This is a genomic window from Streptomyces sp. NPDC005070 (assembly GCF_053600395.1).
The window spans coordinates 16,854-37,991 of record NZ_JBSFZS010000069.1 but is presented as its reverse complement, the minus strand read 5'-3'; the positions used below and the strand labels follow the sequence as shown (position 1 = coordinate 37,991).

Sequence of the window (21,138 nt, the reverse complement as noted above, 5' to 3'; positions counted from 1 at the left end):
GAAACCGAATGAGAGGACGTGATCGGCGTGGCCGAGCGCTCCGTAGCGCGCGCGTTTCCGGTCCGCGTGGACGCCGTACTGGTTCAAGCGGTCATCGCTGCCGCTCTGTCCTTCGCACACCTCCATGATCTGGCCGTCGCCGCGGGACAGGACGGCTGGAAGGCGTGGGCCTACCCGATCAGCGTCGATCTGCTGTTGGTGGCGGCCTGGAAGCGGCTGAGGTTGGGGGAGTCCAGGGCGGCCGGGTGGTGCTGGTTCGTGGTCGCGCTCACCGCGAGTCTCGGCGCGAACATCGCGACGGCCGGACTCCTCGACCTTGACCACGTTCCTGCCTCGCTCCGCATCGTCGTGGCCGGTTGGCCGGCGGTCGCCTTCCTCGGCGGCACGCTGCTGGCGCACGGACCCGCCGATCCGGCCCCGGACCTCCGTGAGCAGGACGTCGAGACGACGAACGAAGCAGTGCGACAGGGATCGCCCCCGGTACCCGCGTCTCGGTCGGCTGCCCCTGTTTCGCGTCCCGCGCTCGCCGCTCCATCGACAGGTCGGCTTCCGACCGCGCTCCTCGACCACGCCCGAAAGGTGGCTGCCGAGCATCACACCCGCACGGGCGCGCCCATCGACACCGACACCCTGCGAGCCCGCCTCGGTGTCCCGGGCCCGCTCGCTGAAGCTATCGCCGCTCAACTCACCTGAACCCGGGGGAACTTCCGCCCATGCGTCCGTCCACGCTCCGTGCGCTCAACCGCGCCGCCGCGCTGACCCGCCAGAACCGCCTCACCGAAGCAATGCTCATCGCCGAACCCGTGATCCTCATCGCCGACGACATCGAGGGCGAGGAGATCCGGCGGTGGCTGCTCGACCACGTCGCCGACTTCACCGGCGAGAACCACGAGACCCCGAAGGAGCTGCCCTGATGCCCGCCAACCCCCGCTTTCGCCGAGTGATCCGCATCGGCCCCGTTCAGGTTGCCACGTACTACGACGGCCGGGGCCGCGAGAAGCACACCGCCGCCTGCACGGCACCGCGCTGCGGCTTCTCGACCGACTACGACAGCCGTGCCGCCGCCGAGCTGGCGGCCCGCACCCACCGCTGCTCGGGCCGCTGAGGAGATCGCCGTGACCGTCAGCCTGCCTCTCGTCTTCGTCCTCGGCCTCATCGCCTGGGCCGCGATCAAGTTCCTCGGTGTCCGGATGTGGGTGGCCGTCGTGATCGCCCTGTTCGGCTTCCTGCTCTCTCAGACCTTCCTCGCCCCGGCCATCGAATCCGGCACCCGCTCCGGGGTTGACGTCGTCGACGGCACCCGTCACTGAAGGGAGAACCACCATGCTTCTGCGCCCGAAAATGCCCGACGCTGCTCCGCTACCGATCGCACAGACGTCGGCTCGACCGGCCGAGCATCACCACGCCCCGGCGGCCTGCTCCTGCGATCACTCCCCGATGCCGTCCGCCGGCCGCTCGGTCTCGCCTCATGTCGGCCGTGGGGCGAGCGCCGTCGCTGCGGTCCTCGTCGTCGGCGTCGTGCTGACCGCGCTCCTGGCCACGGTCGCCATCACGGCTGTCTCCGTCTCCATCGCGGCCCTGGTGCTGCGCTCTCTGCTCAACAGCGCCCACAAGCGCTGACCAGCCTGCCGGGGCGGCCTCGATACCGCCAAGCATCCCGCCGCCCCGGCAGGCGCGGACCTCCCGACCGAAACCGAAAGGACAGTTCCCATTACTACCGGACGCGTTCCGCCCCCGGTCAAAGAACTGGGCGCGCTCGTCTCCCTGGGTGGCATGCCCACCCTCGTCAAACAACTCCGCGGCATCGGCGGTTGTACACAGCCTGTGCGATTGGACGGTCAGCGCGTCGAGCACGCGGTCGATACCCGAACCGGTGAGATCGGCCGTGTCCTCCACCGCCTCGACTCGGCCTCGCTCCCGGCAGGCAACCTCCTCGTACGCTGCAACAACCGCCGGGCGACCCGCTGCCCAGCCTGCGCGGAGACCTACCGCCGGGACACCTTCCACCTGATCACCGCCGGACTCCGGGGTGGTAAGGGCACTCCTGCCAGCGTCACCCGTCACCCGAAGGTGTTCGCTACCTTCACAGCCCCCGGCTTCGGCCCCGTCCACAACCGGCCGACGGACCGGCGCGGCACTGTCCGGGCCTGCCGCTGCGGACTCCTGCACGACGTCGAGGACGAGTTGCTCGGTACCCCCCTGGACCCGGCGACGTACGACTACGAGGGCGCCGTTCTGTGGAACGCGCACGCTGGAATGCTCTGGCGGCGCTTCTCCATCTACCTCCGCCGGGAGATAGCCAAGCGGGCCGGCCTCACCCAGCGGGACTTCGCGGACTTCGCCCGGGTCTCCTTCGCCAAGGTCGCTGAATACCAGAAACGCGGCGCGGTCCACTTCCACGCCGTCATCCGCATCGACGGTCCCGAGGGCGGCGACACCATGCCTCCGGCTTGGGCAACTGCCGAGCTCCTCACTGACGCGATCGGCGCTGCTGCTGCTCACTCCCGAGTCGATGGCCCCGTCGTCGACGGACGCCCGCACGCGTTCGCCTTCGGCAAGCAGATCGACGTGCGTGCGATTCGCTCCGCCGACTTCGACGGTGGCCAGGAGCTGACCGAGCGGGCTGTCGCCTCGTACATCGCCAAGTACGCCACCAAGGGTGCCGAGACCGCGACGGGAGCTCTCGACCGCCCGCTGAAGTTCCTCGCCGAACTCGCCCAGTTCGACATCAGTGACCACGCCCGCCGGCTGATCCGAACGGCCTGGACGCTCGGCATGCGCAAGGAGTTAGAAGATCTCCGGCTTCGGGCCTGGGCCCACATGCTCGGCTTCCGAGGCCACTTTTCCACCAAGTCCCGCCGCTACTCCACCACCCTCGGCGCCCTCCGCACCGCCCGCGCCGAATGGCGTCGAGCCCAAGCCGCAGTGATCACCGACGACGTGCCGGACACGACCCTCGTTCTCTCGCACTGGGTCTTCGCCGGGATTGGTCTGTCCTCCGCCGAAGCCTGGCTCGCCGCATCCCTCGGACCCGCCCTCGGTACGGAAGGAGAACCAACGTGAACCAGCAGCGCGACGAGCTGATGACCGTGCGCCAGGTCCTGAGCGAGCTGGGTGGGGTCTCTCGACGGACGTTCTACCGCTGGCGTGAGCTGGGGCATGGGCCGGCCGCGTTCAAGCTACCCAACGGGGAGCTGCGGGTGTGGCGGAGTGACTTCTCCACGTGGCTGCGAGAGCTGGAGGCCGCGGCGTGAAGTCTCTCGACGTGAAGGTCTGGGCCGTACGGAAGCGCGATACGAAAACGCCCTCGTACGGCGTGCGGTGGTCTGTGGCGGGCAACGTCTTCTCCGACTCGTTCCGCACGAAGGCACTCGCCGACCACTACCGCTCGAAGCTGATGCGGGCGATGCGCGACGGGGAGGAGTTCGACAAGGCGTCTGGGCTGCCCGACTCGATGGAACTGAAGAAGTCGGCTGTGTCCTGGTACGACTTCGCCCTTAGGTACCTCGCCATGAAATGGCCCCACGCTGCCCCCAACACGCGTAACAGCATCAACGAATCGCTCACCAGCGTGACCGTGGAGCTCCTCGACGAGCGGGCTGGGCGGCCGTCCGATCAGGCCATCCGCCAGGCACTCCGCAACTGGGCCTTCGTCCTGCCGGGGCCTGATGGCCGAGACGTCCCGAACGACGTGCGGAACGTCCTGCACTGGGTGTCGAAGGCGTCGCGACCGCTGGCCGATCTTGCTGAACCGGCTACGGCGCGTGCGGTGTTGGACTCGTTGAAGCTCAAGCTCGACGGCACGGCCGCGGCAGCCGAGACCGTGCGGCGTAAGCGGCGGACCCTCGTCAACGCTGCCAACTACGCGGTCGATCTGGGGGAGTTGCGCGAGAACCCGATCACGGCCGTCCGCTGGCAGAAGCCGAAGGTCTCCAACCAGGTCGACCCTCGCGTTGTCGCGAACCCCGAGCAGGCCCGGAATCTCCTGGCGGCCGTCTCCTACGTGGGCGGCTACCGGCGGGCCCGTGGTCGGCGTCTGGTGGGTCTCTTCGCTGCGATGTACTTCGGCGGTCTCCGGCCGGCTGAAGCGATCGGCCTCGTGGAGACGGACCTGAGCCTCCCCGAACAAGGCTGGGGAACGGCGCTGCTTCACCGGACTCGTCCGTCGGTCGGCAAGCAGTGGACCGACTCGGGGGAGACCCACGACTACCGCGGCCTGAAGAACCGGCCGGTTGAGGACGTCAGGCGGGTGCCGATCCCGCCTCACCTCGTTGCCGCATTCTGCGAGCACCTGGCGACGTTCGGTACGGCGGACGACGGACGGCTCTTCTTCAGCGAGAAGGGCTCGGTCGTTCCGTCCTCGACCTACTACCGCGTCTGGCAGGAGGCCCGTCTCCTCGCGCTGCCGCCGGCCGTTGCGGCCTCGCCGCTCGCGAGCCGCCCGTACGACCTGCGGCACTCGGCGCTGTCGACGTGGCTCAACGCGGGGGTCGACCCGACCGAGGTGGCCGAGCGCGCCGGTAACAGTGTTGAGGTCCTGTTGACCCGCTACGCGAAGTGCCTTGACGGGCGGCAGGACGTCGCTAACCGGCGTATCGAGGATCTGCTCCGCGAATACGAGTGAGACATCGCCCCGTCCGACTCCGAGGCCCCTGGAACCCTGTCCAGGGGCCTCGCTTGTACCGGTCACACCGGGGGGTACCGCAGCGGCGGTCGGCCAATCTGCGCCGCGCTCCATGCCTGATCAGAGGAAGACGACTTGTGCAAGCAGAGAAGCCAGCGGCGCATCATGCGTGAACTATCCGTAATCTCCAGCGCCCATGCTTCATTGACCAGTGCCGTCACAGCTTTCAGGGTTGAGGCGCCTTCAGTTGGCTGTCAAGAGATCCGTTCTGGCCAAGGGCAGATGTTTCAGGTCAACTTCGCGGCGGACTTCGCTAGCCGTCGATATTCCTCAAGCGGAGTCGCTTAAATAAGCGTGTGGCTGCCGAAGAATTGGATCAGCGCAGTTCACGGCTCCTTCGAATTGCAGGAGCGTGGCCGTAGAGCTACATACGGCCGTAACCTCGTCCTGCCCAAAAACAGAAAAACTGTGCCCACTTTCGGCGTTTGCCCTGGTCAGAAGCCAGACCCATGCTCATCGTCATGGAACACGTCGCAATCAGTGGCGCCCTGGCCGTCTTCGGCTTCCTGGGCCTCTTCATCACCCTTTTGGCAGCCCTGCTGCGCCAGCTCCCCGAGCTGTTCTCGGCCTGGCGTGAGGTCCGTAGAGCTCTGCGGAGCACCCCGCGGGACGGTGGGGCCGATGACCGTCAGTCGTCGTAAGCAGTCTGGCTGACCAGGCCGCTCTTGATCGAGTCGTATCGACTGTGAGCCCGAGTTGGTCCGTCTCGCTGGAGTGCCGGCCATCCTTGCGGGTGGACGTTGGCGGCCTCTGCGACATGAGCAATGTCCAGGACGGGGCAGCCGGTGGTGGTGCGAGTCTCATCGTTTCCGGACGCTCACCTGCGGCAATCTCGGAAGATCCCGTCCACGCCTCGTCCACAGACCCTGACATGGAGCCGCTTCGGGCTGCATCCGCCTGCACATACGCGAAGACCCCGGCCTCAGCGTTTCCGCTGGTGACGGGGTCTTTGGGCACCTCATGAGGGGTGCCCCCGGCAGGATTCGAACCTGCGCACACGGCTCCGGAGGCCGTTGCTCTATCCCCTGAGCTACGGGGGCGTGTCGGGCGCTTTGTGCGGCGACGGGTAGAACCCTACCAGCTCTTTCAGGGGTGATCGCCACGTCTTTTGGTCGGGGGCGGGTGGTGTTGCGGGGGTCGGAGGGAGGGGTGAGGGGCGAGTGGGGGAGTGGAGTGGGGGGCGGCAATGGTGGTGGGGTGGGGGGTGGCTCGGGGGGCGCGGCCGCACGGGGTGGAAGTGGGGAAAACCCGGACGCGGCGGTGGGCGCGGACCTACTCTCGAGTTGTGCCAGGCGTGTCCGGTCGGGTGCTTGTTGTGGACGACAACAAGGTCATCCGGCAACTGATCAGGGTCAACCTCGAGCTGGAGGGTCTCGAGGTCGTGACCGCGGCTGACGGTGCCGAGTGTCTGGACGTCATCCATCAGGTTCGGCCCGATGTGGTCACCCTCGACGTCGTGATGCCCCGGCTCGACGGTCTGCGTACCGCCGCTCGGCTGCGGGCCGATCCCCGGACCCGGAATCTTCCCCTCGCCATCGTCAGCGCCTGTACGCAGTACGAGGTCGAGAGCGGGCTCGACGTCGGTGTCGACGCCTTTCTCGCCAAGCCCTTCGAGCCGTCCGAACTCGTCCGTCTCGTACGGCAGTTGATGGAAGGGCGTGATTCGGGCGGGGGCGCCGGTGTCGCCGGTGGCGCCGTCGAGGAGACCGAGGGCGCGGGGCGCACCGGTCATCACTGAGTCGCGTCACCGGGTGGGCGGGGTACCGGTCGTCACCGAGTGGGCGGGGCAATCGGTTGTCCCGGATCGCGTCACCGAGCGGGGCGGGGTGCCGGTCGTCACCGAGTCGCGTCGTCGCTTCGTAAGTACCGGTCCCGGTCAATGAGCCGTGTCGGCATCGGGAGGCTTGGTCGTGAGGCCCGAGCAGCCCGGGTGAGGCCGACCGTCATTCGTTCATACGCCGGACCGGGGGTTCGTCCTTTTGTGTGCCCGGCGGCCGCCTTGCTCCTGCTCCGCACGTTCGCGGATTCCGACGGCTCAGCCGCCGATGCGCCGATATACCGATAGGTCGAGGCCCCCTGTTTCGCCCGGTCCGGCTCCGTCGCGGCTCGACCGCACGTCGGTGGTCCCTGTCCGGCCGGCTCCCGGGCATCCGTATCCCAACCGACCCCGGCAGCCGCAACCGCAACCGCCATCGCAACCACAATCGCGCTCCGCCGAGCGGCCCCGGCAACCGTCCCCGCGGCCCCCCGTCCGCCGACGCCCCCGTCCACATCCCGGACCATCGCCCAAATCGGCTCGCTTTCCCACCCCCCTCCTCCCCTAGGCTTGTCCCGTGACCCCCGTCGAGCTCTCCCGTACCGTGCTGCGCGCGGTGCGTCGTGCTGTCGACGTGGGGGAACTGGGCGGTGTCTCGGTGCCCGAGCGTGTTGTCGTCGAGCCGCCGGGGCCCGGTGGGTGCGGGGACTACGCGAGCACCATCGCGCTGCGGCTGGCCGGGCAGGCTCGGCGGCCGGCGCTCGAAGTCGCCGAGACCCTGCGGACGTACATCGCGCGTGAACCCGGCGTCGCCGACGTGACCGTCACCGGACCCGGGTTCCTCAACATCACCCTCGCGGGTGGCGCCTCCGCCGATCTGGTGGAGGCGGTGCTGGAGCAGGGCACGCGGTACGGGCACGGCGACTCCCTGACCGGGCAGGTCGTCGAGCTGCGCGTGCCGTACGACCCCCGGGCCGAGATCGTCGCCGACACCCTCGTACGGATCGTCGCCACCCAGGGCGGCCGTGCCGAGGTCCGGCACTCCGAGCCCGTGAATCTTCGGCCCGTGCCCGCGCCCGAGGACCCCGCCCCTCTCGGTCACGACGCCGCCCGCTGGGCGCTGCTCCATCCCGCGTCGCACGACCGGCCCCGGATCAGCGCCGATCACCTCCTCCAGCGCGAGAGCAACCCTCTCTTCCGCGTCCGTTACGCCCACGCCCGCACCCGGGCCCTGCACCGCAACGCCGCCACCCTCGGCTACACCAGTGCCCCCAGGGGTGTAGACCCGCTTGCCGTACCCGCGGGCGCCCCCCTCCGGGCTTCCGACCCCACCCCCGCCCCCGGCGAAGCCGACCTCCTCGCCGCCCTGGCCGAATATCCGCATGCCCTGCGTCTCGCCGCGCGGCATCGGGCGCCCGACCGGCTGGCGCGGCAGCTTGTCGTGACCGCTGACGCACTTCTCGGTTTTCAGTACGCCGTGCTGCCGCTCGGCGACGAGAAACCCTCGGCCGCCCACCGTGCCCGGCTCGCGCTCGCCGAAGCCGCCGGGGCGGTGCTGGCCGGCGGCCTGTCCCTGCTCGGCATCAGCGCACCCGAATACCTTTGACGAAGTAGAGAGCACCGCAGACATGAGCCGTTCCGCACACCCCGCCGGCCCCCGTCACGCCGACGTCCTGACCGAGGGCCACTACAGCGCCCCGCCCGCCGACCTCAACGCCCTCGACCCGAAGGTGTGGTCGCACACCGTCAGCCGTACGGAAGACGGTGTCGTGAGCGTCGGGGGACTCGAAGTCACCGCGCTGGCAGAGGAGTTCGGCACTCCCGCGTACTTCCTCGACGAGAACGACTTCCGGGAGCGGGCGCGTGCCTGGCGCACCGCGTTCGGGCACGACGCGGACGTCTTCTACGCGGGCAAGGCCTTCCTCTCGCGTGCCGTCGTACGGTGGCTGCACGAGGAGGGGCTGAACCTGGACGTGTGTTCCGGGGGTGAGCTGGCGACCGCCCTGTCGGCCGGGATGCCCGCCGACCGCATCGCCTTCCACGGCAACAACAAGTCCGAGAACGAGATCCGCAGCGCCGTCGAGGCCGGGGTCGGGCGCATCGTGCTCGACTCCTTCCAGGAGATCGTGCGGGTCGCGCACATCGCGCAGTCCCTGGGCACGCGGCAGCGGGTGCAGATCCGGGTGACGGTGGGCGTCGAGGCGCACACGCACGAGTTCATCGCCACCGCGCACGAGGACCAGAAGTTCGGGATCGCGCTCGCGGACGGGCAGGCCGCCGAAGCCGTACGGCGGGCGCTCGCGCTCGACGCGCTCGAACTCGTCGGCATCCACTCGCACATCGGCTCACAGATCTTCGACATGGCCGGGTTCGAGGTCGCGGCCCGGCGCGTCGTCGCGCTGCTGGCCGCCGTGCGGGACGAGCACGGGGTCGAGCTGCCCGAGATCGACCTCGGCGGCGGTCTCGGCATCGCGTACACCAGCGACGACGACCCCCGCGAGCCGCACGAGATCGCCAAGGCGCTGAGCGAGATCGTGACCCGTGAGTGCGAGGCCGCGAAGCTGCGTACGCCGCGGATCTCCGTGGAGCCGGGTCGCGCCATCGTCGGCCCGACCGCGTTCACGCTGTACGAGGTCGGCACGATCAAGCCGCTCGACGGGCTGCGCACCTACGTCTCGGTGGACGGCGGCATGTCCGACAACATCCGGACCGCGCTGTACGACGCCGAGTACAGCGTCGCCCTCGTCTCGCGCACCTCCGACGCCGAGCCGATGCTCGCGCGCGTCGTCGGCAAGCACTGCGAGAGCGGGGACATCGTGGTCAAGGACGCGTTCCTGCCGGCCGACCTCGCGCCGGGCGACCTGATCGCGGTGCCGGCCACCGGCGCGTACTGCCGGTCCATGGCCAGCAACTACAACCACGCCCTGCGCCCGCCGGTCGTCGCCGTGAAGGACGGCGTGGCGCGCGTGATCGTCCGCCGTGAGACGGAGGAGGACCTCCTGCGTCTCGACGTCGGGTGACGTCGGGCGACAACGGGTGACGTCAGGTGATCGGATGGACCGGATCCGGCGGGTGCGGACCGGGACGGAAGATCTCCTGCCGTCACCTACCAGAAAAATGAAATGGACGTCTCACGATCCGGACGAAGGGTAGAAACTCCCGTCCGGTGAGTGAGACTGGTCCAACCGAAGACGGTATGAGGAAACGAGGTCGGATGATGCGTACGCGTCCGCTGAAGGTGGCGCTGCTGGGCTGCGGGGTTGTCGGCTCAGAGGTGGCGCGCATCATGACGACGCACGCCGACGACCTCGCGGCCAGGATCGGCGCCCCCGTCGAGCTCGCCGGGGTCGCCGTCCGCCGGCCCTCCAAGGTGCGCGCGGGCATCGACCCCGACCTGGTCACCACCGACGCCACCGCCCTCGTCAAACGCGGGGACATCGACGTGGTCGTCGAGGTCATCGGCGGCATCGAGCCCGCCCGTACGCTGATCACCACCGCGTTCGAGCACGGCGCCTCCGTCGTCTCCGCGAACAAGGCCCTGCTCGCCCAGGACGGTGCCGCCCTGCACGCGGCCGCCGAGGAGCACGGCAAGGACCTCTACTACGAGGCCGCCGTCGCCGGCGCCATCCCGCTGATCCGGCCGCTGCGCGAGTCCCTCGCCGGCGACAAGATCAACCGGGTGATGGGCATCGTCAACGGCACCACCAACTTCATCCTCGACAAGATGGACTCCACGGGGGCGGGCTACCAGGAGGCCCTCGACGAGGCCACCGCGCTCGGGTACGCCGAGGCCGACCCCACCGCCGACGTCGAGGCGTTCGACGCGGCCGCCAAGGCCGCCATCCTCGCCGGGATCGCCTTCCACACGCGGGTGCGTCTCGACGACGTCTACCGCGAGGGCATGACCGAGGTCACCGCCGCCGACTTCGCCTCGGCGAGGGGGATGGGCTGCACCATCAAGCTGCTCGCCATCTGTGAGCGGGCCGCCGACGGGGGCTCGGTGACGGCGCGCGTCCATCCCGCGATGATTCCGCTGACCCACCCCCTCGCCTCCGTGCGCGGCGCGTACAACGCCGTGTTCGTCGAGTCGGAGGCCGCCGGCCAGCTCATGTTCTACGGGCCGGGCGCCGGCGGCGCCCCGACCGCGTCCGCCGTCCTCGGCGACCTGGTGGCCGTCTGCCGCAACAGGCTCGGCGGTGCGACCGGCCCCGGCGACTCCGCGTACGCGCAGCTCCCCGTCTCGCCCATGGGCGAGGTCGTCACGCGGTATCACATCAGCCTCGACGTGGCCGACAAGCCCGGTGTCCTCGCCCAGGTCGCCACCGTCTTCGCCGAGCACGGGGTGTCCATCGACACCGTGCGCCAGTCGGGCAAGGACGGCGAGGCCTCCCTCGTCGTCGTCACCCATCGCGCTTCCGACGCGTCCCTCGCCGGTACCGTCGAGGCGCTGCGCGGCCTCGACACCGTGCGGGGTGTCTCCAGCATCATGCGGGTTGAAGGGGAGTAACGAGCAATGACCCACCAGTGGCGCGGAATCATCGAGGAGTACCGGGACCGCCTTCCGGTGTCCGACAGCACGCCGGTCGTGTCGCTCCGTGAGGGCGGTACGCCGCTCGTGCCCGCGCAGGTGCTCTCCGAGCGCACGGGCTGCGAGGTCCACCTGAAGGTGGAGGGTGCCAACCCGACCGGGTCCTTCAAGGACCGCGGAATGACCATGGCCATCACGCGGGCGAAGGAGGAGGGCGCGAAGGCCGTCATCTGCGCCTCCACCGGCAACACGTCGGCGAGCGCCGCCGCCTACGCGGTACGCGCCGGGATGGTCTGCGCCGTCCTCGTGCCGCAGGGCAAGATCGCGCTCGGCAAGATGGGCCAGGCCCTCATCCACGGCGCCAAGATCCTCCAGGTCGACGGCAACTTCGACGACTGCCTCACGCTGGCGCGCTCGCTGTCCGACAACTACCCGGTGGCGCTGGTCAATTCGGTGAACCCGGTGCGTATCGAGGGCCAGAAGACGGCCGCCTTCGAGATCGTGGACATGCTCGGCGACGCGCCCGACATCCATGTCCTTCCGGTGGGCAACGCGGGCAACATCACCGCGTACTGGAAGGGGTACAAGGAGTACGCCGCCGACGGCGTCGCCGGGAAGACCCCGCGCATGTGGGGGTACCAGGCGTCCGGCTCCGCGCCCATCGTGCGCGGCGAGATCGTCAAGGACCCGTCGACCGTCGCCACCGCGATCCGGATCGGCAACCCGGCCTCGTGGCAGTTCGCGCTGGCCGCGCGGGACGAGTCGGGTGGTCTCATCGACGAGGTGACGGACCGTGAGATCCTGCGCGCCTACCGGCTGTTGGCGGCGCAGGAGGGTGTCTTCGTCGAGCCCGCGTCCGCCGCGTCCGTCGCCGGTCTGCTGAAGGCCGCCGAGCAGGGCAAGGTCGACCCGGGTCAGCGCATCGTCTGCACCGTCACCGGCAACGGTCTCAAGGACCCCGACTGGGCCGTCGCGGGCGCTCCCCAGCCGGTCACGGTCCCGGTGGACGCGGCGACGGCGGCGGAACGGCTCGGCCTGGCGTAGGCCCGGGTCCGGTGCGGTTGTGGTCCAGAACCGGTCCGGTCCGAGTTCAGGGCCGGTCCAGCCCTGGTTCAGGGCCGGCCCGGTCGCGGTTCAGGGCCGGGTCCGGCCCAAGGTCGGGACCTGCCCGGCTCAAGGTTCAGAACCGGTCCGGCGTGACGGCAGGCCCCGATGGGCGTGTCGCCGGGCTCGGAATGGCGGGAACTCCCGCTCTTTCTGGCGTGAATCCGTCGGTGACGGGCAGGCCGGCGGTGACGCGAACGGGTGGGGCCGGTGGCCCCGCCCGGAGCGGCGGGGACCGGCCGCCCGTGAGGAACTCGCCGCGAACGGGCGGGAAACCGGCGGAAAGTCGACGGAAACCGTCCGCTCGCGGGGGTCATCCCCCTGCCGACCCGACGGGGGGTGCACGAGGGGCTTACGACACGCATCGTGCGCCTCCTGTGCGCCCTATGTCGCCACAGAACCTTCCTTCGATAGGCTGTACCGAACCCGCCCGCCGCATATGCCGCGGTGTCGCGCGGTCATTGCGGACCCCGGGTCCACGTGCCCGTTCGTCGTGGTTCATCTCGCAGTTCTTCGTCAATCTCGTACATCACGCAGCTCAAGGAGAGTCATCGAGCGATGGCCGGTCCAGCGTTCCGCGCCGCCGCCGTCCGGGTGCGCGTCCCCGCCACCAGTGCCAACCTCGGCCCGGGTTTCGACGCCTTCGGCCTGTCACTGGGGCTCTACGACGACGTGGTCGTCCGGGTGGCCGACTCAGGACTGCACATCGACATCGCGGGTGAGGGCAGCGAGACGCTGCCGCGCGACGAGAAGCATCTCCTCGTACGTTCCCTGCGCACCGCCTTCGACCTGCTCGGCGGACAGCCGCGCGGCCTCGAGATCGTGTGCGCCAACCGCATCCCGCACGGCCGGGGTCTCGGTTCCTCGTCGGCCGCCATCTGCGCCGGCATCGTCGCCGCCCGCGCGGTGACCATAGGCGGGGACAGCAGGCTCGACGACACCGCGCTCCTGGAGCTCGCGACCGAGATCGAGGGGCACCCCGACAACGTCGCGGCCTGTCTGCTCGGCGGGTTCACGCTCTCCTGGATGGAGTCCGGCGCCGCGCGCGCCATCAGGATGGACCCCGCGGACTCCATCGTTCCGGTGGTCTTCGTCCCCGGAAAGCCCGTGCTCACCGAGACCGCGCGCGGTCTGTTGCCGCGCACCGTCCCGCATGTCGACGCCGCCGCCAACGCGGGCCGTGCCGCGCTGCTCGTCGAGGCGCTGACGCGTCGCCCCGAGCTGCTGCTGCCCGCCACCGAGGACCGGTTGCACCAGGAGTACCGCGCCCCGGCGATGCCGGAGAGCGCCGCGCTCGTCGAGCGTCTGCGGGCCGACGGCATCCCGGCCGTGATCTCCGGCGCGGGACCCACGGTCCTCGCGCTCGCGGACCGCGCGTCGGCCGACAAGGTGGCCGATCTCGCAGGTCAGGGCTGGGCGGCCAACCGTCTGGACCTCGACGCCCAGGGGGCGTGCGTGCTGCCCCTGGCACCTGTCGAGGTCGATTGACGACGCACGGTTGCCGGATTTGGAGAGGGGGAATGTTTGTTGGATCCGGTAGTGTTAACCTCAAGTCTGCACCCGACCCCACCATGGCGAGGTGCTTCGCGTCCCTGTCCGGGACACCCATTCTTCCGGGAGCCTCCCAAACTGCTACGTGCCTTGCATTGGGTGCTATGCGCTGAGCAGTGCTGAGCACGCTCCGGAACCGGCGTGACCGAGCCGATGACACCGAATCTCAGTGGCACGGCTTTGGAATCGTCATCACCAGCAATGTCTTCCGCCGTTTTGGCGGACCACCGCCCCGGCACGGTCCACACAGCAAGGGCCAATGCCGGACAGCACAACCGGTCGCCGAGCCAGACAGGCCGACGTCCGCTCCAGGGAAGGACCCTTCGTGAGCGACACCACCGATCTGATGGGCGCACGTGTCGAGGAGACCGCTGCCGCGCCCGCCACGGACGCCTCCGCGCCTGCCACCGGTGCCGGCTCCAGGCGACGCCGCGGTACCGGCCTCGACGGCATGGTGCTGGCCGAGCTGCAGCAGGTCGCATCCGGCCTCGGAATCAGGGGCACCGCGCGGATGCGCAAGAGCCAGCTGATCGAGGTCATCAAGGAGGCCCAGGCCGGAGGGGGTGCCCCGGCCAAGGCCGCGTCCGACGACGCCGCCGAGACCAAGCCGAAGCGCCGCGCCACCTCCAAGGCCCGTACGGGTGACGAGGTCGCCGCCCCGGCCGCGGACAAGGCCGAGAAGGCCGCCGAGAAGGCCGTGGCCCAGCAGCAGATCGAGATCCCCGGCCAGCCGGCCGGCGGTCCCTCCCGTACGGGCGAGGCCGACCGCGGGGCGGACGACGCCCCCGCCGAGCGCCGCCGTCGCCGTGCCACCGCCGAGGCGGGCAGCCCCGAGACGGTCACCGCCGAGGCGAAGAGCGAGCCGAAGGCCGAGACGCAGGGCGACGCCGAGGGCGCCGAGGGCGCCGAGGGCCGTCGTGAGCGCCGCGACCGCCGTGACCGCGACCGGGGCGGCCGTGACCGCGACCGCCGTCCGGCCAAGGGCGACGAGCAGCAGGGCGGCCAGGGTGCCGGCCAGCAGCGCCCGGACCGTCAGGAGCGCCAGGAGCGCCCGGACCGTCAGCAGCAGGGCGGCGGCCGTCAGGACCGTCAGCAGCCCCGCGACAACGCCCCGCGTGACAACGGCCCGCGTGACAACGGCCCGCAGGACGACGACGACTTCGATGGCGGCCGCCGCGGCCGGCGCGGTCGTTACCGGGACCGCCGTGGCCGTCGTGGACGCGACGAGATCGCCGAGCCGCAGGTCGCCGACGACGACGTGCTGATCCCCGTCGCGGGCATCCTCGACATCCTCGACAACTACGCGTTCATCCGTACGTCGGGCTACCTCCCGGGTCCCAACGACGTGTACGTCTCCCTCGCCCAGGTCCGCAAGAACGGTCTGCGCAAGGGTGACCACGTCACCGGCGCGGTCCGGCAGCCCAAGGACGGCGAGCGCCGCGAGAAGTTCAACGCGCTGGTCCGCCTCGACTCGGCGAACGGCATGGCCGCCGAATCCGGGCGCGGGCGGCCCGAGTTCAACAAGCTGACGCCGCTGTACCCGCAGGACCGGCTCCGTCTGGAGACCGACCCGGGCGTGCTGACCACCCGCATCATCGACCTCGTCGCGCCGATCGGTAAGGGCCAGCGCGGTCTGATCGTGGCCCCGCCGAAGACCGGCAAGACCATGATCCTGCAGGCGATCGCCAACGCGATCACCATCAACAACCCCGAGTGCCACCTGATGGTCGTCCTGGTCGACGAGCGTCCGGAAGAGGTCACCGACATGCAGCGGTCGGTCAAGGGCGAGGTCATCTCCTCGACCTTCGACCGTCCGGCCGAGGACCACACCACGGTCGCCGAGCTCGCCATCGAGCGTGCCAAGCGTCTGGTGGAGCTGGGTCACGACGTCGTCGTGCTGCTCGACTCGATCACGCGTCTGGGCCGTGCGTACAACCTCGCCGCCCCGGCCTCCGGCCGCATCCTGTCCGGTGGTGTCGACTCGACCGCGCTCTACCCGCCGAAGCGCTTCTTCGGTGCCGCGCGCAACATCGAGGACGGCGGCTCGCTGACCATCCTGGCCACCGCGCTCGTCGACACCGGCTCGCGCATGGACGAGGTCATCTTCGAGGAGTTCAAGGGCACCGGCAACGCCGAGCTCAAGCTCGACCGGAAGCTCGCCGACAAGCGGGTCTTCCCGGCGGTGGACGTCGACGCGTCCGGTACCCGCAAGGAAGAGCTGCTGCTCGGCAGTGACGAGCTCGCCATCACCTGGAAGCTGCGTCGCGTGCTCCACGCGCTCGACCAGCAGCAGGCGATCGAGCTGCTGCTCGACAAGATGAAGCAGACGAAGTCGAACGCCGAGTTCCTGCTCCAGATCCAGAAGACGACGCCGTCGCCGGGCAACAACAACGACTGACGTCTTCGCGACCGAGGTCGTCCGCGACCGGAGTTCGCAGGGTGGAAACCGCAAAGGGCCGCCCCCGTCACCCAGGTGACGGGGGCGGCCCTTTGCGCTGTTCGGCACACGTGTACGATCGCGCCCTTGAACATCTGCTGAAGCAGATCTGAACTCTTATCTCTGAGGGGGGACTTGAGTGGATACGTCCACGTCCGGGGGCGGTAGGCACAGGCGCCGCATACGGATCGTCGTTCCGGTCGCCGCGGCGGGCCTCGCCGCGGTGGTCGCCGGCGCGCTGCTGATGTCGTCCGCGAACGCCGCGCCCAGCACGACGCCGCCGACTCCGACCGTGCGGCCCACCCACTCGACGCCGTCCCAGGCCGAGCTGGAGAAGCGTGTGGCGGGCGCCGTCGCCGGCGACGACGTCGCGGGCCGGACGACCCAGAAGGCGTCCCTGAGCGCCGGAACGAACACGGCGAAGGTCGACCCGAAGATCATCGGCGGTACCACGACCACCATCTCCACGGCCCCGTGGATGGCGCAGCTCTGGTACTACGACGACAAGGGCACCACCAGCAAGACCGACGACTTCGGCTTCTTCTGCGGCGGCTCCGTCGTGGCGCCGACGAAGATCCTCACGGCCGCGCACTGCGTCAAGGGCTACGACTGGAAGGCCAACGGCGCCGTCGTCACCGGCACGGCCCAGCTCGCGAGCGGCAGCACGCTGCCGTCGGGGGCCACGGTCAGCGCTCCCTGGCGCCAGTGGAACCACCCGTCGTACAGCTCGACTACCATCGACAACGACATCGCGATCATCACGCTGGCGAACCCCGTCAGCGCCAAGCCGATCCGCATGACGACGTCGGGCGACACCACGTCGTACGCGTCCGGCACCAAGGCCACGCTCTACGGCTGGGGCCGCACCACCTCCACCACGCAGGACATCTCCGAGACGCTGAAGACGGCCACGCTGCCGATCAACTCGGACACCACCTGCAAGACCACGTACGGCACCGACTTCGTCGCGGGCCACATGGTCTGCGCGGGCACCAAGGCGACCGGCACGGACGCCGGCACCACCACGGCCTGCAACGGTGACTCGGGCGGCCCGCTGATCGTGAGCGGCCGCATCGTCGGTGTCGTGTCCTGGGGTGTCGAGGACTGTGTCGCGAAGGGCGCGTACAGCGTCTTCTCGAAGGTCACCACCTACGTCGGCGCCGCCTACCCGCGTGTCGAGGACACCAACCTGAGCGGCGACCACAAGGCCGACCTGTGGGTCCGCAACTCGTCGACCAAGACGGGTTACTCGAAGAACTCCAACGGCACCTCGTTCGCCGCGCGCGTGACGTGGGGCAACTGGGACGGCGTCAACTCCGTCGTCCAGGCCGACCTGAACCGTGACGGCTACCAGGACCTCGTGGTGCGCGACAGCACCAGCGGCGACGTCTTCTGGATGCACTACGTGAAGTCGGTCGACGACTGGTCGACCGACAAGATCTTCACCAACTGGAAGAGCCGCACCCGGATCATGGCCCCCGGCGACATCACCGGCGACGGCCTGCCCGACATGCTCTCCGTCGACTCCGCCGGAGCGATGTGGGAGTACCCGGGCAAGGGCAACGGCACCTTCTCCGCGCGCATCCAGGTCCGCACCGGCTGGAACCAGTACAACTCCATCCGCGCGCACGGTGACTTCACCGGCGACGGCAAGCCCGACCTGCTCGCCCGCCTGTCGGGCAGCAGCGACCTGTACCTGTACAAGGGCACGGGCAAGACCGGATCCGGGGCGTTCTCCTCCCGGATCAAGGTGCGCAGCGCGTGGACCGGCTACAACGCCTTCGACGCGGTCGGCGACATCACCGGCGACGGCAAGGCCGACTTCCTGGCCCGCACCCCCGGCGGCACGCTCTACCTGTACGCCGGGACCGGAAAGGCCACCAGCGAGATCTTTGCCACAAGGAAGTCGGTAGGTACCGATTTCAAGCAGTACGACATCTTCGGCTGACGTCGCAGGTGAGCGGGGTTCCCCCCGCTCAGGCCGAGCGCAAGTCGAGCACACGGAGTGCCCATCGCGTCACGCGGTGGGCACTTCGCGTCGTGCAACCCTTTCCCGGGTTTCCCCGTCTGACCGTACGGAGTGACCATGGAGCGGTACGCCTCGTCACGACCAGATGGGCCTGGCCCTGAAAGCAGGGGGTAACCGACCGCAAAGAGGAAGCCGAGGAACACATGCCTGCCGAGAGCACGCCGGAGCCCGCCATACCGGGGGATCCCGGCAACAGCACCCCGCCCCGCCCGAAGGGCAGCCGCCGCAAGCCCCGCAGCGCGCGGAGCAAGGCCCTGCTCGTCACGGCCTGGACCGCGGCGGGTGTCGTGGCGCTCGGCGGCGCCGGAGCGGGCTATCTGTTCTTCAAGCTCAACGGCAACCTCAAGAGCGTCGACATCAACCAGGCGCTCGGCAGCGACCGGCCCCTGAAGGTCGACAACGGCTCGGAGAACATCCTGGTCCTCGGCTCCGACACCCGCTCCGGCACCAACAAGAAGCTGGGCGGCGGCACCGACGACGGCAGCGCCCGCTCCGACACCGCGATGATCGTCCACGTGTACAAGGGCCACAAGCGGGCCAGCGTGGTCTCCGTCCCCCGGGACACCCTCGTCAAGCGGCCCTCCTGCACCGACTCCCAGGGCACCGTCCACGGCGCGGTCTCCGACGCGATGTTCAACTCCGCCTACTCCACCGGCGGCGCCGCCTGCGCGGTGAAGACCGTCGAGTCCATGACCGGCATCCGCATGGACCACTACATCGAGATCGACTTCAGCGGCTTCCAGAAGCTGATCGACGACCTCGGCGGCGTCACGGTCACCACGACCAAGGCCATCTCCGACAAGGAGAGCCATCTGCGTCTCCCGGCCGGGTCCCACGAGCTCAACGGCAAGCAGGCGCTCGGCCTGGTCCGTACCCGGCACGGCGTCGGCGACGGTTCCGACCTCGGCCGCATCCAGCTCCAGCAGGCGTTCATGAAGGCGCTCGTCGACCAGGTCAAGCACATAGGGCTCCTGTCCAACCCGAAAAAGCTGTACGACCTCGCCGACACCGCGACCAAGACGGTGACCACCGACTCCGACCTCGGCAGCGTCACCGACCTCGCGTCCTTCGCGGGCGGCCTCAAGGGCATCGGCTCGTCCCACATGACCATGGTGACGATGCCGGTCCAGTACGACCCGGCCGACGGCAACCGCGTCCTGGTGGACAAGGCCAAGGCCGAGCTGGTGTGGAAGGCGCTGGAGGCCGACCGGCCGATCCCGAGGGCGGCCACCGAGGGAACCGCCACCGGCACCGCGAAGGGCGTCGTCAGCCCCGGCTGAGCCCCGGCCGACGGGCACGCGGGCCGACCCGCCGCAGCCCCGGCCGACGGGTACACGGGCCGGCCCGCCGCGCCCCGGCCGTCAAGCGCGCAGGTCAGCCCCGTCCGGCCTGCGCCGAGGCCCCGGGGAATAGATCGCCGCGTCCCCCCGTTTTGGGGGATACGGCCAGTGCTGGCAGACTGGTACGTCGGCCCCGGTTCACGCATCCGCATCCAGCGGCGGCGACCCGGCGCCCTCCCGAAACTAGGAGACACCTTGAAGCGCGACATCCACCCCGAGTACGTCGAGACGCAGGTCAGCTGCACCTGTGGCGCGTCGTTCACCACCCGCAGCACGATCTCCAGCGGCACCGTCCGTGCCGAGGTCTGCTCCGAGTGCCACCCGTTCTACACGGGCAAGCAGAAGATCCTCGACACCGGTGGCCGTGTGGCCCGCTTCGAGGCCCGCTTCGGCAAGGCTGCCGCTGCCAACAAGTAGCGAGCCCACAGCGCCGGTCTTCGGAGTCCCCTGCACGGGGACGCCGGGACCGGCGCTTTGCGGTCCAGCCCCCTCCCCGGGCTCTCGACGCGTTCGAGCAAGGGGAACCCCACGCCGTACCTACGTCCTCGCACCCTGCACGGAGCCGGGGACAGTCCATTGGAGCCGGAGATGTTCGAGGCGGTCGAGGAACTGATCGGCGAGCACGCCGATCTGGAGAAGAAGCTCGCTGACCCGTCGGTCCACGCCGACCAGGCCAACGCGCGCAAGCTCAACAAGCGCTACGCCGAGCTGACCCCGATCGTCGCGACGTACCGCTTCTGGAAGCAGACCGGGGACGACATCGGCACGGCCAAGGAGTTCGCCGCCGACGACCCCGACTTCGCCGCCGAGGTCAAGGACCTGGAGAAGCAGCGCGAGGAGCTCACCGAGAAGCTCCGCCTGCTGCTCGTCCCGCGCGACCCGAGCGACGACAAGGACGTCATCCTGGAGATCAAGGCGGGCGCCGGCGGCGACGAGTCCGCCCTGTTCGCCGGTGACCTGCTGCGCATGTACCTGCGCTACGCCGAGCGCGTGGGCTGGAAGACCGAGATCATCGACGCCACCGAGTCCGAACTCGGCGGCTACAAGGACGTCCAGGTCGCGGTGAAGACCAAGGGCGGCCAGGGTGCCACCGAGCCCGGCCAGGGCGTCTGGGCCCGCCTGAAGTACGAGGGCGGTGTGCACCGGGTGCAGCGCGTGCCCTCCACCGAGTCGCAGGGCCGGATCCACACCTCCGCCGCCGGTGTCCTCGTCACGCCCGAGGCCGAGGAGGTCGACGTCGAGATCCTCGCGAACGACCTCCGCATCGACGTCTACCGCTCCTCGGGCCCCGGCGGCCAGTCCGTCAACACGACCGACTCCGCGGTGCGCATCACGCACATTCCCACCGGAGTCGTCGCTTCCTGCCAGAACGAGAAGAGCCAGCTGCAGAACAAGGAGCAGGCGATGCGTATCCTGCGCTCCAGGCTCCTCGCGGCGGCGCAGGAGGAAGCCGAGCGGGAGGCCTCGGACGTTCGCCGCAGCCAGGTCCGCACCGTCGACCGCTCCGAGAAGATCCGTACGTACAACTTCCCGGAGAATCGCATCTCGGACCACCGCGTCGGCTTCAAGGCGTACAACTTGGACCAGGTCCTCGACGGCGATCTCGACACGATGATCCAAGCCTGCGTCGACGCGGACTCGGCCGCCAAGCTCGCCGCCGCGTAACAGACGACAACAGTTCGGCGCCGTACACCTCACGACAACAGCTC

The 21,138-nt window shown here is 69.6% G+C and carries 20 protein-coding genes and 1 tRNA gene; 20 read left to right on the top strand and 1 reads right to left on the bottom strand.

Annotated elements, in window-relative coordinates; translation table 11 throughout:
* The first annotated feature begins 27 nt into the window (after positions 1-27).
* The 9 genes from ACWEBX_RS23110 (at position 28) to ACWEBX_RS23070 (ending at position 5,325) form a co-directional block, all read left to right on the top strand.
* Complete coding sequence (locus tag ACWEBX_RS23110) at positions 28-693, top strand: DUF2637 domain-containing protein (RefSeq protein ID WP_451886709.1); 666 nt, start codon at positions 28-30, stop codon at positions 691-693.
* 20 nt (positions 694-713) lie between these two features.
* On the top strand, positions 714-914 hold the full coding sequence (locus ACWEBX_RS23105; RefSeq protein WP_451886708.1) for a hypothetical protein: 201 nt from the start codon (positions 714-716) through the stop codon (positions 912-914).
* Entirely contained in the window at positions 914-1,105 is a 192-nt protein-coding gene (locus ACWEBX_RS23100) for a mobile element transfer protein (RefSeq protein ID WP_151472302.1), read from the top strand. The genes ACWEBX_RS23105 and ACWEBX_RS23100 overlap by 1 nt, the downstream gene beginning before the upstream one ends.
* A gap of 10 nt (positions 1,106-1,115) precedes the next feature.
* Positions 1,116-1,310, top strand: a complete 195-nt coding sequence (locus ACWEBX_RS23095) for a hypothetical protein (protein ID WP_451886707.1) — start codon at positions 1,116-1,118, stop codon at positions 1,308-1,310.
* A gap of 13 nt (positions 1,311-1,323) precedes the next feature.
* Positions 1,324-1,620 (top strand): SpdD protein, encoded by a 297-nt coding sequence (locus ACWEBX_RS23090; RefSeq protein WP_451886706.1) that lies wholly within the window; start codon positions 1,324-1,326, stop codon positions 1,618-1,620.
* A gap of 153 nt (positions 1,621-1,773) precedes the next feature.
* Positions 1,774-3,063, top strand: a complete 1,290-nt coding sequence (locus tag ACWEBX_RS23085; RefSeq protein ID WP_451886705.1) for a replication initiator — start codon at positions 1,774-1,776, stop codon at positions 3,061-3,063.
* 20 nt (positions 3,064-3,083) lie between these two features.
* The gene (locus ACWEBX_RS23080) at positions 3,084-3,254 is read left to right on the top strand and encodes a helix-turn-helix transcriptional regulator (RefSeq protein WP_356613225.1); all 171 of its coding nucleotides are present in this window, start codon (positions 3,084-3,086) and stop codon (positions 3,252-3,254) included.
* Complete coding sequence (locus ACWEBX_RS23075) at positions 3,251-4,624, top strand: tyrosine-type recombinase/integrase (RefSeq protein ID WP_451886704.1); 1,374 nt, start codon at positions 3,251-3,253, stop codon at positions 4,622-4,624. The genes ACWEBX_RS23080 and ACWEBX_RS23075 overlap by 4 nt, the downstream gene beginning before the upstream one ends.
* Before the next feature lie 521 nt (positions 4,625-5,145).
* Positions 5,146-5,325 (top strand): hypothetical protein, encoded by a 180-nt coding sequence (locus ACWEBX_RS23070; RefSeq protein WP_451886703.1) that lies wholly within the window; start codon positions 5,146-5,148, stop codon positions 5,323-5,325.
* A gap of 327 nt (positions 5,326-5,652) precedes the next feature.
* Here ACWEBX_RS23070 and ACWEBX_RS23065 read toward each other — a convergent pair.
* Positions 5,653-5,724, bottom strand: a tRNA-Arg gene (locus ACWEBX_RS23065).
* A gap of 146 nt (positions 5,725-5,870) precedes the next feature.
* Here ACWEBX_RS23065 and ACWEBX_RS23060 point away from each other — a divergent pair.
* The 11 genes from ACWEBX_RS23060 (at position 5,871) to prfA (ending at position 21,094) form a co-directional block, all read left to right on the top strand.
* Positions 5,871-6,422 carry a response regulator gene (locus tag ACWEBX_RS23060; RefSeq protein ID WP_451886702.1) on the top strand — a complete coding sequence of 184 codons (552 nt, stop codon included), beginning with the start codon at positions 5,871-5,873 and terminating at the stop codon, positions 6,420-6,422.
* 595 nt (positions 6,423-7,017) lie between these two features.
* Complete coding sequence (gene nrtL / locus ACWEBX_RS23055; RefSeq protein ID WP_451886701.1) at positions 7,018-8,046, top strand: ArgS-related anticodon-binding protein NrtL; 1,029 nt, start codon at positions 7,018-7,020, stop codon at positions 8,044-8,046.
* A gap of 22 nt (positions 8,047-8,068) precedes the next feature.
* Positions 8,069-9,460, top strand: coding sequence for a diaminopimelate decarboxylase (gene lysA, locus ACWEBX_RS23050; RefSeq protein ID WP_451886700.1), 1,392 nt, complete (start codon positions 8,069-8,071; stop codon positions 9,458-9,460).
* A 194-nt stretch (positions 9,461-9,654) separates the two neighbouring features.
* On the top strand, positions 9,655-10,947 hold the full coding sequence (locus ACWEBX_RS23045) for a homoserine dehydrogenase (RefSeq protein ID WP_451886699.1): 1,293 nt from the start codon (positions 9,655-9,657) through the stop codon (positions 10,945-10,947).
* Positions 10,948-10,953: 6 nt separating this feature from the next.
* The gene (gene thrC / locus ACWEBX_RS23040) at positions 10,954-12,012 is read left to right on the top strand and encodes a threonine synthase (RefSeq protein ID WP_451886698.1); all 1,059 of its coding nucleotides are present in this window, start codon (positions 10,954-10,956) and stop codon (positions 12,010-12,012) included.
* A 618-nt stretch (positions 12,013-12,630) separates the two neighbouring features.
* Entirely contained in the window at positions 12,631-13,560 is a 930-nt protein-coding gene (gene thrB, locus ACWEBX_RS23035; RefSeq protein ID WP_339131544.1) for a homoserine kinase, read from the top strand.
* A gap of 388 nt (positions 13,561-13,948) precedes the next feature.
* Positions 13,949-16,021 carry a transcription termination factor Rho gene (gene rho / locus ACWEBX_RS23030; protein WP_451886697.1) on the top strand — a complete coding sequence of 691 codons (2,073 nt, stop codon included), beginning with the start codon at positions 13,949-13,951 and terminating at the stop codon, positions 16,019-16,021.
* A gap of 178 nt (positions 16,022-16,199) precedes the next feature.
* Positions 16,200-18,008, top strand: a complete 1,809-nt coding sequence (locus tag ACWEBX_RS23025) for a trypsin-like serine protease (protein ID WP_451886696.1) — start codon at positions 16,200-16,202, stop codon at positions 18,006-18,008.
* A gap of 224 nt (positions 18,009-18,232) precedes the next feature.
* Positions 18,233-19,369, top strand: a complete 1,137-nt coding sequence (locus ACWEBX_RS23020; protein ID WP_451886695.1) for an LCP family protein — start codon at positions 18,233-18,235, stop codon at positions 19,367-19,369.
* Positions 19,370-19,624: 255 nt separating this feature from the next.
* Complete coding sequence (gene rpmE, locus ACWEBX_RS23015; RefSeq protein ID WP_100595864.1) at positions 19,625-19,846, top strand: 50S ribosomal protein L31; 222 nt, start codon at positions 19,625-19,627, stop codon at positions 19,844-19,846.
* Positions 19,847-20,017: 171 nt separating this feature from the next.
* Positions 20,018-21,094, top strand: coding sequence for a peptide chain release factor 1 (gene prfA / locus ACWEBX_RS23010; protein ID WP_451886694.1), 1,077 nt, complete (start codon positions 20,018-20,020; stop codon positions 21,092-21,094).
* Positions 21,095-21,138 lie beyond the last annotated feature (44 nt).

Bases quoted from the DNA above. Each gene is read 5' to 3' on its own strand.
- ACWEBX_RS23070 (WP_451886703.1), top strand. From the start codon at position 5,146: ATGGAACACGTCGCAATCAGTGGCGCCCTGGCCGTCTTCGGCTTCCTG.
- prfA (WP_451886694.1), top strand. From the start codon at position 20,018: ATGTTCGAGGCGGTCGAGGAACTGATCGGCGAGCACGCCGATCTGGAG.
- ACWEBX_RS23020 (WP_451886695.1), top strand. From the start codon at position 18,233: ATGCCTGCCGAGAGCACGCCGGAGCCCGCCATACCGGGGGATCCCGGC.
- ACWEBX_RS23100 (WP_151472302.1), top strand. From the start codon at position 914: ATGCCCGCCAACCCCCGCTTTCGCCGAGTGATCCGCATCGGCCCCGTT.
- ACWEBX_RS23060 (WP_451886702.1), top strand. From the start codon at position 5,871: ATGGTGGTGGGGTGGGGGGTGGCTCGGGGGGCGCGGCCGCACGGGGTG.
- ACWEBX_RS23080 (WP_356613225.1), top strand. From the start codon at position 3,084: ATGACCGTGCGCCAGGTCCTGAGCGAGCTGGGTGGGGTCTCTCGACGG.
- lysA (WP_451886700.1), top strand. From the start codon at position 8,069: ATGAGCCGTTCCGCACACCCCGCCGGCCCCCGTCACGCCGACGTCCTG.
- ACWEBX_RS23105 (WP_451886708.1), top strand. From the start codon at position 714: ATGCGTCCGTCCACGCTCCGTGCGCTCAACCGCGCCGCCGCGCTGACC.
- ACWEBX_RS23085 (WP_451886705.1), top strand. From the start codon at position 1,774: ATGCCCACCCTCGTCAAACAACTCCGCGGCATCGGCGGTTGTACACAG.
- thrB (WP_339131544.1), top strand. From the start codon at position 12,631: ATGGCCGGTCCAGCGTTCCGCGCCGCCGCCGTCCGGGTGCGCGTCCCC.
- thrC (WP_451886698.1), top strand. From the start codon at position 10,954: ATGACCCACCAGTGGCGCGGAATCATCGAGGAGTACCGGGACCGCCTT.
- ACWEBX_RS23090 (WP_451886706.1), top strand. From the start codon at position 1,324: ATGCTTCTGCGCCCGAAAATGCCCGACGCTGCTCCGCTACCGATCGCA.
- ACWEBX_RS23045 (WP_451886699.1), top strand. From the start codon at position 9,655: ATGATGCGTACGCGTCCGCTGAAGGTGGCGCTGCTGGGCTGCGGGGTT.